This window comes from Brevibacillus brevis, assembly GCF_031583145.1.
Taxonomy (GTDB): Bacteria; Bacillota; Bacilli; order Brevibacillales; family Brevibacillaceae; genus Brevibacillus; species Brevibacillus brevis_E.
Window position 1 is genome coordinate 5,522,166 of sequence record NZ_CP134050.1, and the last position, 15,641, is coordinate 5,537,806.

12 protein-coding genes are annotated in these 15,641 nt (G+C 52.7%); 4 read left to right on the top strand and 8 right to left on the bottom strand.

Going from position 1 to position 15,641, the window contains the following annotated elements; all coding sequences use genetic code 11:
* Positions 1–3: 3 nt before the first annotated feature.
* The 5 genes from RGB73_RS27285 to RGB73_RS27305 form a co-directional block, all read right to left on the bottom strand.
* On the bottom strand, positions 4–1,158 hold the full coding sequence (locus RGB73_RS27285; RefSeq protein WP_310766277.1) for a DUF3419 family protein: 1,155 nt from the start codon (positions 1,156–1,158) through the stop codon (positions 4–6).
* Between the two features lie 177 nt (positions 1,159–1,335).
* A complete protein-coding gene (locus RGB73_RS27290; RefSeq protein WP_310766278.1) occupies positions 1,336–2,226 on the bottom strand; it encodes a ferritin family protein in 891 nt (296 codons plus the stop codon).
* 19 nt (positions 2,227–2,245) lie between these two features.
* Positions 2,246–4,951: an aminotransferase class III-fold pyridoxal phosphate-dependent enzyme gene (locus RGB73_RS27295; protein WP_310766279.1), complete on the bottom strand. Its 2,706-nt coding sequence runs from the start codon at positions 4,949–4,951 to the stop codon at positions 2,246–2,248.
* A gap of 28 nt (positions 4,952–4,979) precedes the next feature.
* Positions 4,980–5,378 carry a hypothetical protein gene (locus RGB73_RS27300; RefSeq protein WP_310766280.1) on the bottom strand — a complete coding sequence of 133 codons (399 nt, stop codon included), beginning with the start codon at positions 5,376–5,378 and terminating at the stop codon, positions 4,980–4,982.
* 100 nt (positions 5,379–5,478) lie between these two features.
* Positions 5,479–6,093, bottom strand: a complete 615-nt coding sequence (locus tag RGB73_RS27305; protein ID WP_310766281.1) for a TetR/AcrR family transcriptional regulator — start codon at positions 6,091–6,093, stop codon at positions 5,479–5,481.
* Between the two features lie 456 nt (positions 6,094–6,549).
* Here RGB73_RS27305 and RGB73_RS27310 point away from each other — a divergent pair, with 456 nt between their 5' ends.
* The 4 genes from RGB73_RS27310 (at position 6,550) to RGB73_RS27325 (ending at position 10,893) form a co-directional block, all read left to right on the top strand.
* The gene (locus RGB73_RS27310) at positions 6,550–6,957 is read left to right on the top strand and encodes a DUF1259 domain-containing protein (RefSeq protein ID WP_310766282.1); all 408 of its coding nucleotides are present in this window, start codon (positions 6,550–6,552) and stop codon (positions 6,955–6,957) included.
* A gap of 195 nt (positions 6,958–7,152) precedes the next feature.
* Positions 7,153–8,688, top strand: a complete 1,536-nt coding sequence (locus RGB73_RS27315) for a spore germination protein (RefSeq protein ID WP_310766284.1) — start codon at positions 7,153–7,155, stop codon at positions 8,686–8,688.
* The gene (locus tag RGB73_RS27320) at positions 8,675–9,778 is read left to right on the top strand and encodes a GerAB/ArcD/ProY family transporter (protein WP_310766286.1); all 1,104 of its coding nucleotides are present in this window, start codon (positions 8,675–8,677) and stop codon (positions 9,776–9,778) included. Before RGB73_RS27315 ends, RGB73_RS27320 begins: the two co-directional genes overlap by 14 nt.
* The gene (locus tag RGB73_RS27325) at positions 9,775–10,893 is read left to right on the top strand and encodes a Ger(x)C family spore germination protein (RefSeq protein ID WP_310766288.1); all 1,119 of its coding nucleotides are present in this window, start codon (positions 9,775–9,777) and stop codon (positions 10,891–10,893) included. Before RGB73_RS27320 ends, RGB73_RS27325 begins: the two co-directional genes overlap by 4 nt.
* Positions 10,894–10,977: 84 nt before the next feature.
* Here RGB73_RS27325 and RGB73_RS27330 read toward each other — a convergent pair whose 3' ends face one another.
* From RGB73_RS27330 to RGB73_RS27340, 3 genes are read right to left on the bottom strand one after another with little or no spacing between them, the layout of a single operon-like run.
* On the bottom strand, positions 10,978–12,609 hold the full coding sequence (locus tag RGB73_RS27330) for an amidohydrolase (protein WP_310766290.1): 1,632 nt from the start codon (positions 12,607–12,609) through the stop codon (positions 10,978–10,980).
* Positions 12,610–12,655: 46 nt separating this feature from the next.
* Positions 12,656–13,999 (bottom strand): APC family permease, encoded by a 1,344-nt coding sequence (locus RGB73_RS27335; RefSeq protein WP_310766292.1) that lies wholly within the window; start codon positions 13,997–13,999, stop codon positions 12,656–12,658.
* A gap of 12 nt (positions 14,000–14,011) precedes the next feature.
* Positions 14,012–15,631 (bottom strand): amidohydrolase, encoded by a 1,620-nt coding sequence (locus RGB73_RS27340; protein WP_310766294.1) that lies wholly within the window; start codon positions 15,629–15,631, stop codon positions 14,012–14,014.
* Positions 15,632–15,641 lie beyond the last annotated feature (10 nt).

The window sequence follows — 15,641 nt, forward strand, 5'->3', positions numbered from 1 at the left end:
GATCTACTCCCCCCGTTTTTTCAGGACTTCAAAAGTAAAGGCGAACGCCAAATCTTCGTGATTCAGCCGCTCGATCATTTCCGTATCCCGCTCATACTGGGCCAAGAGCACAGGGTCCGGCACCCGCTTCGCCAAAAAGTTCCGGTAACAAAGAATTCCGTTGCTCCTCATTTTTCCGGTGATTTCATAGAGGATCTTCTGAAAGGTCTGGTTCGGAATCCAGCCCGAAATATCCGAGAGAGACACCTTGTCAATGAACGGCGCCTTCTCCCTCGCCAAATAGTTGTCGATGAGGTCCGTCACGATCTCCACTCTGTCGAGATTTTTTTTGATCGTGTCGTAATGCCTCTTTTGCAAATAGACGGGAAGCGCCTCCTCGTTCATGTACTGTCCGCAGTACAAAAAGGTGAGGAAATGATTGTCCCGGACCAGGTGATTTTCAAACGTGTGAATCAGCCTTTGCAAAATATAGTTGCCGATGCTTTGCTGCTCGCTGACCTGATTGTCGTAGCTCGGGTCTCCCAGTGCCCATTTAAACACGCTTTGACGGCACAAGGTCTCCATGGACCAGCGCCAAAGCGGCGTATTGAAATGCTCTTGAAAATACGCCCTCTGCTCTTCCAGAGAGGATAGCCGGAGCATGTGCATGAATTGCTTTCGTTTCGGGCGGAACAGAAGCGAACCGATGAATCGTTTGTAAAATTGCTCGTGCTTTCCCAAGTAAATCAGGCCCTCTTCGATCTTGCTGCTGTACCGGCGCCAGTAATCCTGGGCTTGCAGGGTCAAATCCGGTTCCACCTGTCTGTATATATCCAGCCTGGAAAAGGATGCCGGCCTCACGCCGAGGAATTGGAGATACTCCTCATGGGAAAGCAGGCGCATGGCCTCAATTTTCAGCTCCAACAAGTAGTTTTGATAAGGATTGGCATCCACGGAAATCAGTCGCTTGGGCTCATCGGCCAGCAAGGCGAGGCTGCGGCATCCGCTCCCGGTGATCAACAAGACAGAGTCGCTTGGACGGATTCGCAATGCTTTCAATTCGGAATAAGAATCTTCGTCGCTCGTTGTGTACAAAATCCACTCTTTTTTATAGATGCTGTCGTTCACAGAATGGATGATTCGCTTTGACTCGGGCTTTTCTTTGATCGCCGTTGCCATCCGGGGCACACCTCATTTACGGGTAATGGTTACCGAACTCTTGCCATGAAGGTCAGCAAGCCCCCCGGCTATGTATCCCTGCAGTTGCTTGCGTATTCGCACACAGGAGGCTTGAACTGATCTCACGGCTCTTTCACGAAAGTCGATTCAGGACGGTACCGAAAACACCTTGTCGGCTTAGTTCAAGTATTCGAGCCCGATTTTCTCCAGACGCTCCCTGTGTCCGCCGACTATGTCGCGCAGCAGCATGTTCACTTGGTCCACCACCGGCGTGTCAATCATGCGCATGCCGGGGGCAATCTCGGCATCTCCCACTTTTTCTTTATGTTCCTGGCACGCATCCTGATAGAGCCCTACGAATTCATTGAGGAAGCTTTCAAAGGCCTTTTCCATTTTGATCGAGCATTCTGTCGCCAGGCGCGACAGACGGGCTTTTTCTTCCGGTCGCTGCAGGATGCACTCCGCCAGTTTTTTCTCGGCGAATCCTACATGGCGGGTCTCGTCCTTGAACGCTCCGATGATGATTTCGGTCAGACCGGGATCAAATGGCTTCCAGAATCTCGCCTCGTAGCCGTACAGCGGGAAAGCCATTCCTTCCAGAATGATATTGAGCGTGACCAATCCGCCCAGCAGGTCTTTGTTGTCCACCTGCTGCAGCATGATCTTTTGGAATTCGCGATACTCCGGACTGGCCACTTCCTCAATCAAATGGGCGATCTGTTCATCGGAAAGACCCATTTCGCGGATTCGCTCGACGAATATTTCATAGTGGCGCGCTTCGTCAAACGTCTGGGTCGCGAGAAAAATACGGCTCCAGTCATCATCGGCGACGCTCGTCAAACCGGCGGCGGTGGTCACGGCAATCTTTTCGGCGGAAGCAAAAATCGCCAAATCGTACAGGCACACTTGACGCAGCTTGCCTTCCTCCATCAGGTAGTCAGGCACACTGTACTGCGGAGAATGGCCGTAAATCATCCCTTTCAGATAGCCATGCGGCACGGTCTCCAGCCACTTCTCGGCGGTAAAATTACGGACGGATACTCTCTTTTTGCTGGAAATGGTAGTCATTGCGATTTCCTCCTCTATATCAAGAAAGTTTTGAAACTACTTTTTCGTTCGCCGCCTCTTTGACTCGCGCAATGTAATCGTCGTCGATTTCCTTCTCGAAGCTGTGCAAGCTGGCCAGCGTAAAGCCGTGTTTTTCCGCAAGGTCTTGAATATAGTACATGTCTTCCATCGTGATTCTTCCGCCGATCCCCATGCTGCGGTTGCTATTTTCCAAGGTTAAGAGAATCGTCTCCGACAGGCAGGCCAAATTGACCCCTGGTTTGTACCCCAGGTTCTGGCCAAACGACAGCTCTTCCGGGAACTTGACCAAGCCGCCCTCGATGACCAGTACATCCGGGCGTCTCTGCTCGACAATCTTGCCGACATTGGCAGGACGGGATACGTCACAAATCACTGCCCCCGATTTGATCAATTCAGGGTGCAGCAGCTCCCCGATGCTGCTCGTCGCGACCAGGATGACATCGAGCTCTGGCAAGAAGGAATCGATATCGACGCCGTACCGGATTGGCGGTTCCAGCTTGGCATGACGGAACAGCCGCTCGATATCCGCAATGACGCTTTCGCCCATCAGCTCTTCGCGATTCTGCTCCTGCACCTCGCCCGCCTGGAACAGTTCATACAGCCTGTGGCGCACGGGGGAGAGTTCGAGATCGAAAATGGCTTCGCTTTGCAAAACCGACAAGATTCTGGCTCTGACCCCTGTATACTCTTTGTGGTAAAGCAGGGCGTGCAAATAGATTTCGTTGGCCAGTTCCCTCAGCCTCTCCATGTTGAGCTGCTCATTACTCTTTCTGCCAATCAATACGATATTTTCCATTTTTTGAGACAAAAGAATCGCACAAAGACGGCCGATGGACCCATTGGCGCCCACGACAGCTCCTCTGCATGTATCGATGGAAATATCCATTTTGGCTGCGCCTGTCAACAAGGCATTCACTGATGTAATGACGGTAAACGTATTGCCGGTCGTTAAGATTTCATGGTCTAGCATCATGTCACGGACATCGATGCCGCCGCGTGTGACGATGGAGGTGTAGGCACCGAGCCCGAATACGGTTGCGCCCATTTCACGGCCTTCGAGGATCGCGGCTCGAATCGCGGAGACGACTTCCTTTCTCGGACGCTCCAACACCTTGGGACCGCCGTACGGAATGGCGATAATGCTGCCGGTGGCAACCTCTCCATGCTTCGATGAGATTTTGGAAAGGGTGCAGACCACTCCCGGATCTCCGTAATCGGCCTGCCACTCCAATATTTCCGACAGCTCTGATTCCTGAAATTGTTCAAACGATGGTGTGTTGAGAGCTAGATCTCTCGTTTGAGGGTAGTGTGCAATAAAGGCAAAATTGCGCTGAGGCTCTTGGCTGGTCGAAGAAACGATAATCTCTCTTCTTCTGGGACGATAGTCTGTAATCGTCTCGGGGACGGTATTGTCTTGAATCGTATACCGGTATAAATGATAGAAGTCGCGGTAATAGAGTATCTCGCAGGTCCGATCGATGGCGAGGAGCAGCTGGTCGATTTCTTCCTTGGGCATCGTGAGCGGCGGTTCAATCCGCACGGCCATTTCCTGGTTGAGGTAAGGCATGATTCTCAGTTTGTACACGTTGAGCAAAAAGCCGCTGATCAGATAGCCGAGACCGCCCTGCGAGCAGAGGATGGAAAACTCAAAGGAATCGCCCGCATCAATTTCTTCAAATTCAATGGCTTGCAAATAAGCCTCTCCGCGGACTTCCTTGATGACGCCCGGCCACTTCCGCTGAATGTGCTCCAGACGCTCCCGCATGTAGGCCCCATTTTGCTTGACCTGCTCGAAAATGTGAGGGTTTTGGTCCATATACGTCAGAAATGCCAGGCTGACGGAGCATGTAAAATTGTTGTTGGCAAACGTCGAGCTGTGATTTTTCCCAAAATCGTCGCCTTCCCAAAGCGCAGGAGTGCTCATGCACACGCTGATGGGAACAATTCCTCCGCCCAACGCTTTGGAGAGAAGCAGGATATCCGGCTGCAAGCCTTGCTCGACGCACACGGCCCAATTGCCCATCCGCCCGAGCCCTGTCTGGATCTCATCCAGAATAAACAGCACGCCGTACTGACGGCACAGCTCCTGGGCCTTTCTCAAGTAATCGGGCGATGGCACGCGCACTCCGCCTTCCCCCTGAACGGGCTCGACCAGAAATCCGGCAATGTCGGCTCCTTGCTCTTGCAACACCTTTTCCAGTGCTTCCACATCGTTGAACGGGATTTTGATATAGTCGGAGGTATCTATGAAAAACGGCTTCTGATAGACTTCCTGTCCAGTCGCTGCCAACGCGCCTGTCGTTTTCCCGTGAAAGCTTTTCAGGGTACTGACGATTTTGCGTTTTCGCGTCGACGCTCTGGCCAGCTTGATCGCCGCTTCCACAGCTTCAGCGCCGCTTTGTCCGAAGGTGCAGACAGACAGATCTCCCGGCATTTTCTCACTCAGAAACTCGGCCAATTCCTCCGCCTTGATCGGCGTGGACGGCTGGCACAGACTCGGAAGCTGTCTCTCCCTGATGTCATCCAAAGCTGCCCAGATCGCCTCATGGTTGTACCCGAGGGGAACAGCGCCATATTGCGCGATGAAATCCGTATAGCGCGTGCCGTCTCCTTCGAATAAGTAGTGACCTTCCCCCCTGACGTACTTTTTGTCCATCTTGAAAATGCGAAGCAAGTCTGCAACCACGGGGTTCAATCTCTTCACCGTCGTTTCCTCCAACTCTATGGTAAATTTACTTGTTGCCTTTTGCCATGAACAACGGAATCACCAAATACAGGCCGTAGGCAAACGCCATCCAGATCGTAAAGGCGAGCAATTGTTCAGAGGATAGCTTGGAAAAAAACACATCACGGTTCCACAGCACAAACGCGTCGATGATGAGCCCAACCGCGCTGCCGATCGTTCCCAGCTTCACTGCCGCGTAAGGACTCGGGTCCAACCTGCGAAAGATGACGAAGACCACATACAGAACCACGGCTGTTGCCGCTTCGAGCAAAAGAAACGGCAAGAGAAAGCTTTCCTGAAAAGGATCGACCAATACCATGCTGCCAAAAAATACGAAGAATAGTGTTGCGCCCAACCAGACCAAGATGGAGAAAAGCAAGGTCAAGCCCAGTTTTTGCGAGAACATCGAGACACCCCTTTTCTTTCAAGTGAGATATATGGAAGGAAGTCCTTGGAACCCCGTGATGGCGCGCACAGCGAAGCGGAACCTCGGACTTCGGATTGGCTTAGTCGGCATTCCCATGCTGGAAGAGATGCTGAAAGAAAACCCCCAGTTCTGCGAATACCTTATCCCGGTCGAATTCCGGAGCGACGAGACTTTGTACGGCCAAGCCGTCAATCAGCGCGTTTATAATCACTGCCCACGTCTCGGAGGAAACCCCCATCAACCGGTTCCCATGCGGGGAGTCGCCAGCAGCCGAACTCTCTGCCATCAATCCCTGAATCTTTTCCGACAGCACCTGATTTTCAAAGGAAAGCAGCTGTCCCAGCTCTTGCTTGATGTCCGCATTGTTAAAACTAAATACGACCAACGACAGGAACAGCCGGTGAAAAAAAGAATCGGGACTGCATCGTTCTTTCGCCGAATCGAGAGCTTCCTGGATGACGAAGTCAATATTTTGCGTATGGGACATCTCTTCCCAGGACCGAAGGCAGACGTCTTTTACCACGTCCATCATCAACTGGTTTTTGGTGTGGAAATGGTAGTAGACGGTCCCCTGCGAGACACTGGCCCCCTCCGCCACGGTTTTCAAGGTGAGTTTCTCCAGGCCGTTTTGCACGATGCAATTCTTGGCTGCTTCAATGAGCTCCTGCTTCGAAACGACGTTCGGTTTTGCCATTATTCTCAATCCTTCGCTTGTATTTACAGCAACAGTTCCCTGCTCCACCGTCCTATTTATCTATGGGAAGACATGGGCTCCCCTTGAGTCAGTTATGCGACTAACTAATAACAATATATACCATATCTTACAGAAAAGACATCACGATATCCATATCTTTCCTATAAATTTTTTGTAAAAAAAATTCGCTACGGGGCCTTGCCTTTCATCAGACTGCGTCGTCGTACACCTGCTCTTTCTGCCGCATGTTGCCAAATCAGCCATGATCCTGTGATAAAAATGGGCTTTTCTCCTCTTCGTTCGTAGACGTTTGCCCATTCTCGGCGTTAGGCATTGACATAGAATACAGGGCAGGACTCCGCATGAGTCTACCCACACAAAAGACTAATCCGCATTTATCCGCTTCGAGCCCGGTTGATTTGGCACGATCTCTATTCAAAATAAGGAGGAATCAGGATGAGTATGAGCATGAGTGCAGATCCACTTTGCCAGCAGTTTTGTTCGATATTGGGCACTCCCCCACAGGTGATAAACGGTGTTTGTACCGCGATGACCGTCAGAAAATTCGATGTCACGATTATGGGCAGGCCTTCCCGATCGGCCGTTACCGTACCCATGATGTTCACGTTTGAGTCCATGGACAAAGACGGCAATGCCCTTTGCCTGGGGGAAACCGTGATTCTCCCCGAAGAAATCAACCCGTTTATATCCGTACTTCGCTCTTACGATATTCTTGTGACCGCTCTGCACAATCACTGGCTTTTCAACAATCCAGGGATTATGTATATTCACTTTCAATCCATTGAGAATCCGATCCAGTTTGCCTATAAGGTTCGAAACGCACTGAGTGTTCTGAGGCAATAGCGGAAACGATGAAAGTGCACCTCTTCAAGTGGACATGGGGAATCCCTCCTGGGGAAAAACCGATGTGACCGTAGGGGTGCATTTTTATGGCCGTCTACGGACAAGCAAGCGTGGTCCGCTATGCTCGGTGCCCAGTGCATAACTTTTCCACGTATAGAAGACCCTAACCGGTAAACAGCGCATAGGAGATTGTCCATGGGTTTTTGGAAACAGCTGCTCAACAACAACAGGCATACCCCGGCTTCACCTGCGAACGCAAATGATTTGCCTGCCCAAGCCGTATCCTCCTGCTTGCCCGACAACACCACCTACATACGCAAAGCGTTTTTTGACACGGACGATCTGAAAATTCGCGAGGTGATGCTGGGGCCACGAAAAGGTCTGCTCCTTTATCTGGAGTCTCTTTGTGACGACAAGACCATCTCTGAAAAAATAATCAAACCGCTCGTGGAAACAGAGAAACCGATAACAGAAGAAGTTTTGATCACCATCAGTCAATACAGATACGATGAACTGACGCGTGTCGTTGACTCGATCGCAAAAGGCTATGTCGCGCTTTTCGGGGAAGGCACGGCCGAATGCTGTTTGATCAATGCGAAGGCAAATAATGAGCGAGCCGTCAACGAACCGGAAAATGAGAAAGTCGTACGCGGCCCGCACAAAGGGTTCATCGAAAACCTCGACGTGAATCTGCAGATGGTCCGCAAGCTGATTGCAAGCCGGCATTTGGTCATACGTTATTATGAATTGGGATCAGAGACAAAAAGCCGCACAGCCATGGTCTACCTCCAAAATCTGGCGAACCCCAGCCTTGTTCAAGAGGCAGATCGCAGGATCCGCAGCATTTCCGTTGACAGCGTGGCGTATTTAGGGATGATCGAAGAAAACCTGGAAGGCCGCTCCTATAGTCCGTTTCCGCAATTGCTTACGACGGAACGGCCAGGGAGAGTAGTGAACAACCTGCTGGAAGGGAGAGTCGCTCTTTTTCTGGAGGGGCATCCGGCCGCAAACCTGTTTCCGGCCACTTTTATTGCTTTTTATCAATCTCCGGATGATTATGGGAGCCGGTCACTGACTGGTACTTTCATCCGTTTGATCCGCCTGTTCAGCTTTTTCATCGCGATCGTGCTGCCCGCCTTTTATATTGCCGTCATTTCGTTTCATTTTGAAGTCATTCCAACCGATTTGTTTCTCACATTAAAAAGCGGTGTGGAGAGGATCCCCTTTTCCCCCATCCTCGAAGCGTTAATTATGGAGCTGACGATCGAGCTGCTGAGCGAAGCAAGCATTCGGCTGCCGGGACGCGTCGGACAGACCATCGGCATTGTCGGGGGTCTGGTGATCGGGGATGCGGTCGTAAAGGCAGGTCTGGTCTCCAATGCGATGATCGTCGTAGTCGCGTTGACGGCGCTCGCTTCCTTTGTCGTGCCCAGCTATGAGATGAGCAGCGCCCTTCGCGTTCTGCGCTTCCCTGTCATGATCTCGGCCGCCTTGTTTGGTTTTCTCGGCATTGTGGTCAGTGTGACGGCGATTGTCATCCATCTATGCAAATTGGAATCATTCGGCACCCCGTATTTTGCTCCGTTGGCACCTTTTCGTTTGAAGGATTTCAAAGATGCTCTCGTACGGCTGCCTGCATGGAAGCTGAACGAACGGCCTCTCGACGCCCACCCGCAAAAGCTCCGGCAAGAGTATCCGTCAAGGGAGTGGGAAAGAGATGACGACAAATGAACAAAACCGGATCACGCCTGGCCAGCTTGCCTTTCTGATCTTCCATTCCCAGCTCGGCCAAGGCATCCTGGCCCTCCCTTATGCCGTATATTCCGTATCAAAAGCAGACGGGTGGATATCCACCTTGCTCGCCGGTGTGGGGACCCAGCTGATCATCCTCATCATGTGGGCAGTCGGCAAACGGTTCCCGTCCGCTACCTTGTACGAAATTCTGCCTCGCGTTTTCGGGAAGACCCTAGGTACCCTATTGAAGGCGGGATATATCCTGTATTTCATCCTGATGGGCGTCCTCATCGTCGATCGATTTGGCAGTATCCTGGAAAAATGGGCGTACCCCAAAACGCCCAGCTGGGCCATTTACCTGTTGATGATTGCTCTTTGCATGTATTTGGTCCGGGAGCCATTGCGGACGATCGCCCGTTTTTATGTGCTGGTGAATATACCGGTTGCCATGATGTTCGTGATCGCCGCCTATTCCTACACCAAGGCCAATCTTCTCTACCTCCTTCCGATCGGACAGGCCGGATGGACAAACATCTTCAAAGGCAGCATCGAGGCGACGGACGCCATGCTCGGGTTTGAAATTTTGCTGGTGGTCTACCCGTTCGTGGAAGGAGGCAGCAAAGAAATCGTCAAAGCCGCTTCGATCGGCAACGCCCTGTCCACCCTGCTCTATACCTTCATGGTGCTAACCAGTCTCGCTTTCTTCAGCCCCCCTGTGATGGCGCTTGTTCCGGAGCCGGTTTTGTACATGCTGCGAGCCCTTACGTTTGAATTGGCGGAAAGGCCGGATCTTTACTTTCTCACCATTTGGATGGTCGTGGTCACGACGGCCATCATGAGCAATATGTTCATGGCTGCCACCGGAATTGCCCGCATGTTTGGCGCAAAGAACCATCGCCACGCGGTGACTTGGGTGGCGATCCTCAGCTTTTTCCTGGCACTGTGGCCGCAGGACCCGTTTCAACTGGACTGGCTTAGCAAATCGATCGTGAATGTCAGCTATGTCTTTACGCTTGCCATTCCCCTCGTCATTCTTGTGATCGCTTCGTCCCCCTGGATCCGAAACAGGAGAGGTGTCCAATCGTGAAAGGCGTCTATCGGCTTCTCGCAATCGTCTTGCCGTCTGTACTTCTATCCGGATGTTGGGATCAGCAGCTGTTGAAAGATGTGCAGATCATTTCCACGCTGGGAATCGACGTCACCCCCCAGGGGAAAGTGCAAAGCACGGCCTCCGTCTTGAACGTAAAGAAGACCGAGACAGGAAACTCGGAACAAGCGGAGATCCATTCTGTCATCTCCAAAACGCTGCGGGACGGACGCGATGTTCTCAATCAAGAGGTACCGGGCTTGCTTACGGCCAACAAAATGAATGTGCTGCTGCTAGGAGAAAAGGTGGCCAGACAAGGGATCTACCCGTACATCCACGTCTATTACCGGGATACCCGGACCGCCATCGACGCCCGGGTGGCTGTCGTAAAGGGAGATGCGCGAGAGTTCGTGGAAATGAAAAAGGTCGACAACAAACTGGTCGGGGAGCATCTCCGGAATCAAATCAAAGCGTTGGAGGAAGTCACGATCGTTCCGAAGGTAAACATCCAGACATTCTTTCCCGTCATGCTTGACCCGGGCCAGGATATCGCCCTCCCCTATCTCTATAAAAAAGAAGACAAAATTGTGGTTCGGGGGATTGCGCTTTTTGACGGCGACCGCATGAGCGGGGAGCTGAACAAGGACGAATCCATCCTGTATCTGCTGCTGCTTGACAAGAAAGGGAAATCCGCTGCCCGACTTACGCCAAAAATTCACGGCTCCAAGCAAGCCAAAGTGACTGATTACATCTCGATCGATGTCAAACGAGTAAAGAGAAACATGAAGGTACTCGTCGGAGAAAATCGGAGCATTACCGTGCAGCTTCGGGTACAGCTGCCTGTCGTGGCTTATGAGTACGCTCGCGATCATCTGAACGAAAAACGGGTGGTGGAAGAGTTGAATCAGACGCTGTCAAAGGAACTGACTGAACAGGCAAAAATCGTCCTTCAGAAGATGCAAAAAGCCAATCACGATGGGCTGGGAGTGGGGCGTTATCTCATTGCTTTTTATCCGGATACGTGGAAGACGCTAAAGTGGTCAGAGGATTATGCGAAGGTGGTGTTTGAGCCGCAGGTGGATGTGCATATTGTGGGGCATGGGATTTTGGATTGAGGGATGGGGATTCAGCCCCCCATCCCTCCTGTCGATGTACCCAAAGGGTCAACCGGCGATACCTCCTCCAACACAGCAGCTCAGTCACTTCACCGCGAGTTCATTCGCACGGTCAAACACGACTTTTCCATCGACAATCGTTACCACCGCTTTTACTTCAGGGATGTCATCGACGGGGACTTCAAAGAGATTTCGCTCCAGTACGACGATGTCAGCCAGCTTGCCTGCTTCCAATGTCCCGAGCTCATGCTCCCGGAAGCAGCCGTAAGCAGACCCGGACGTATACGCCTTCAATGCGTCAGCCAGCGAGATTCGTTCATGCGGATGCCAGACAGTTTTTCCGCTGCTGTCGATTCGGGTGACCGCTCGATAGATCTGGAGGAGCGGATTTAAGACATCGATCGGGAAGTCGGTGCCGAACGCCAGTCTCGCTCCGGCCTCTTTCAGCGTGCGAATCGGAAATACGTGCTTTTCCCGCTCACCACCGATGCGTGCGGTATAGACCCCCCGCTCGGACATGGCGAAGTGATCGGGCTGCATGGAAGCCGTGACACCCAGCTCTTTGAAGCGACGGATGTCATCCGGATGAATTACTTCCACATGCTCGATGGAATGGCGGGAATCCCGCTTCCCGTTCGCCAGCTGCGCTTCCTCATAGGCGTCAAAGGCAAGGCGGATCGCCCCGTCTCCGATCGCATGGAAACGAATGCTGAACCCCTCCTTATCCGCATCCACGACCCATTTTTTGATCGTGTCAGCTGGAAACGTCGTCTCTCCCCGCGTCTCCGGATCATCTGCATAAGGCTCGAGCATATAAGCCGTACGCGCGGTGATGACCCCGTCGATGAACTGCTTCAACCCCGATACGCGTAGCCGATCCGACTGGTACCTGTCCCGCAGCTGCTTGGCGTGCTCCAGATCTCCGTCCAGCGCGGGCCACAGATGGAGGCGCGCCGTTAGACCCCCTTCGTCCTCGAATTCCTTGAAGAGCTCATAGTCCGTGAGAATCGCAAGGGATTCCGTCGCAAACAAATCGTGGACCGCCGTCACTCCGAGACTGGCCGCATGCGCCAGGAAATTGGCGAACAGCTCCCTCTTCTTTTCCTTGGTAAAACGGTAGGCATGCTCGATGACGGCTCCCATGGCTTTTTCGTACAAGATGCCGTCCGGCTCGCCGTTTTCGTCCTTCCCGATGATCCCGAACGCGGGGTTTTTGGTATCCCGATCAATGCCCGCGATTTCCAACGCCTTTGAATTCACCCAGGCATAATGGCCTTCCGCGTGAAACATGAGCGCGGGACGATCCGGGAGAATCCGATCCAGTGCATAGCGATCGGGCAGTTTTTGCGTATCCCAATAGCCCGAATCCCAAGTGGAGCCGATCACCCATGGCTCATCCGGCCGAGATTCGGCAAAATCGCGAATGATCGCAAGCGCCTCTTCCTCCGAACGGGCCGGGAACAAATAGGCGCTATCCATCGTGACAGCCCCATCCATCACGTGAAGGTGAAAATCGTGAAAGCCCGGCATGATCAGCTGGTCTTCAAAGTGATAGACTTTGGTATGCTCGCCCGTGAGCGATTTCATCTCCTCCGCCGTACCCACTGCGATGATTCTGTCCTTTGCGATCGCGATCGCCGCGGGCTGTGGCTGATCGGTCAGGCCTGTAAATACGGCATTGCCGGAAAGAATCAGATCTGCGATTTGTTTTGTCATGACGCATCGTTCCTCTCATTATGGTGATATATGTCCTCCCTCGTGATCAAGCTTCCTCAATCGCGAGCTCGGGAGGTGGTTGTCTAAACATCTTCGTCAGGTTCAACAGGTACAAAAATCCTAAGGCAAGCCAGATCCCGCCCAAAATCAGCGAGTGAATGTCCAGCTTCAGCCAAAACAATCCGGTGAGGCAGGCGCCAATGAATGGAAGGAGGAAATACCGAATAGTCCCCTTCAAGGACCGCTGCTTTTCCCGAATGAAATAGTGGGAGATCACAGACAGATTCACGAACGTAAAAGCGAAAAAGGCACCGAAGCTGATGAGCGATACGGCCGTCGTCAGATTCAGGAAGATGGCGGATAGCGCGACGCATCCAATCAGCAGCAGGTTGAACACAGGTGTCTGGTAGGTGGGCGAAAGATAGCCGAATACTTTGGCGGGAAGCACACGCTCACGTCCCATCGCATATAAAATGCGGGAGGCGCTTGTCCCTGACGCAACAGCGGATGAAAAGCTGGACATGATCCCTTCGGCCAGAACATAGCTGGTCAAAAAGTTTCCCCCGATATGAAAGGCGATCTCCATATAAGCCGCTTCCGGGTTTTGAAAGGATTGGTAGTCCGGCCAAACCAGCTGCAGAAAATAGGAGCCGGTCATATAGTAGATCCCGCCAATGACGGTGATGAGATAAATGGCCCGGGGAAGCGATTTTTGAGGGTTCTTCGTCTCCTCCGACAATGTCGTTACCGCATCAAACCCCAGGAACGAAAAGCACAAAAGAGGAATGACAGCCATAAAGTCCGACATGTTTACATGTGGATCGATAAACGGCAGGCTTGAAAGCAGAGTCCCGGCCCCTTTCCCATTCAGAAGGCCCTGAATCGAGAAAGCCACAAATAAAACGAGTGTTCCGAATTGCAAGAACAAAAGGCCCGTATTGAATTTGGCTGCCACGGTAATGCCGAGGATATTTACCGTCGTCACCGTTACGATAAAGCCGATAATCCAAATGTACATCGGAATGGAAGGAAAGTATGCCTCCATGGCGATCCCGAGCAGAAGTGCACTGATCATGGGACTGAGCACATAATCCAGCAGAATAGTCCAGCCTACGAGAAACCCGATGTGCGGACTTAAGGATTTCTGGGTAAACGTGTAGGCAGCGCCTGCATTGGGAAGGGCCTTTACCATTTGGGCGTAACTGTAGGCCGTAAACAGCATGACGATCAAGGCAACGAGGTAAGCCGTCGGAATCATCCCGTTGGTAGTGTGGACCGCTACTCCGTAAGTAGAAAACATCGTTGTCGGAGCCATAAAGGCCAGCCCGAAGAACACGACGTACTTCAAGGAAAGAGAACGTTTCAGGGTTGGTGAGCCGGTATTACTCATCTGCCTTCCTCCTCACTCGTCACGTAGGGAAACCTTTTCATAAACCACGCTGCCATCTACCATCGTCAACTGGACCTTTGCCTCGAGGATTTCGTCTGCCGATCCATCAAAGAGATTTCGGTCCAGGACGACGAGGTCGGCCAGCTTGCCAGCCTCCAATGTCCCGAGCTCATGCTCGCGGAAAGCGCCGTAGGCGGGGCCGGACGTGTATGCCTTCAAGGCATCAGCCAGCGAGATTCGTTCATGCGGATGCCAGGCCGTCTTTCCGCTGCTGTCGATTCGGGTGACCGCTCGATAGATTTGGAGGAGCGGATGTAAGACATCGATCGGGAAGTCGGTGCCGAATGCCAGCTTCGCTCCGGCTTGTTGCAACGTCCGAATGGGAAAAACGTACTTTTCCCGCGCAGCACCAATCCGGTCCGTATATCCCCCTCTCTCCGACATCGCCAGGTGATCCGGCTGCATGGAAGCCGTGACACCCAGCTCACTGAAGCGCGGAATGTCATCCGGATGAATCACTTCCACATGCTCAATGGAATGGCGCAGCTCCCGCTTACCGTTCGACCTTTGCGCTTCTTCAAAGGCATCGAGGGCGAGGCGAATCGCCCCATCTCCAATCGCGTGGAACCGAATGCTGAATCCCTCTTTATCTGCATCCACGACCCATTTTTTGATCGTCTCGGGGGGAAAAGACGTCTCCCCCCGCGTATCCGGGTCATCTGCATAAGGCTCGAGCATATAAGCCGTCCGGGCTGTGATGACTCCATCGATGAATTGCTTCAGCCCTGACACGCGGAGCCGATCCGACCGGTATCTCGCCCGTAACTGCTTGGCACGTTCCAGATCGCCGTCCAGAGCGGGCCACAAATGAAGGCGCGCGGTGAGTTTCCCACTCGCCTCGCATTCTTCAAACACATCGTAGGCATCGATCGTTTTCAGCCCGTGCAAATCGTGGACAGACGTTACGCCCAAGCTTTTTGCATGGGCAAGGAATCGAGAAAACATCTCCTTCTTCCGGGAATGGGAAAAATCGAAGGCATGGCGCACAACCGGTCCCATCGCTTTTTCAAATAAAATGCCGTTCGGCTCTCCCTTCTCGTCTTTTCGAATCACCCCGTACGGAGGATTTTCCGTCTCGCGCGTGATGCCTGCGATCTCCAGCGCCTTCGTATTGACCCATGCATGGTGGCCTTCCGCGTGAAACAGAATGGCAGGACGGTCTGGCAGAATCCGGTCCAAAGAATGGCGCGTCGGCAATTGCCGGGTGTCCCAATAGCCCGCATCCCACATAAACCCGATAATCCACGGATTCTCCCGGTTTGCATCCGCAAATTGGCGAATCATTTCCACCGCTTCCTCTTCGGAGCGTGCCGCGAACAGATTGACGCTCGTCAACGCCACCGCCCCTTGCATGATGTGGAGGTGGAAGTCGTGAAAGCCCGGGAGGATCAATTGGTCTTGGAATGAGTAGACCTTCGTGTGCTCCCCGGCGTAGCATTGGAGCTCTTCCTCGGAACCCACCGCCACAATTCGATTGGCCCGAATCGCCATACAGGCGGGCGCGGGCCGATCGGAAAGCCCCGTAAAGACAGCCTTGCCTGAAATCAAGATGTCCGCTGCCTGGTGACTCATCCCGCCACCA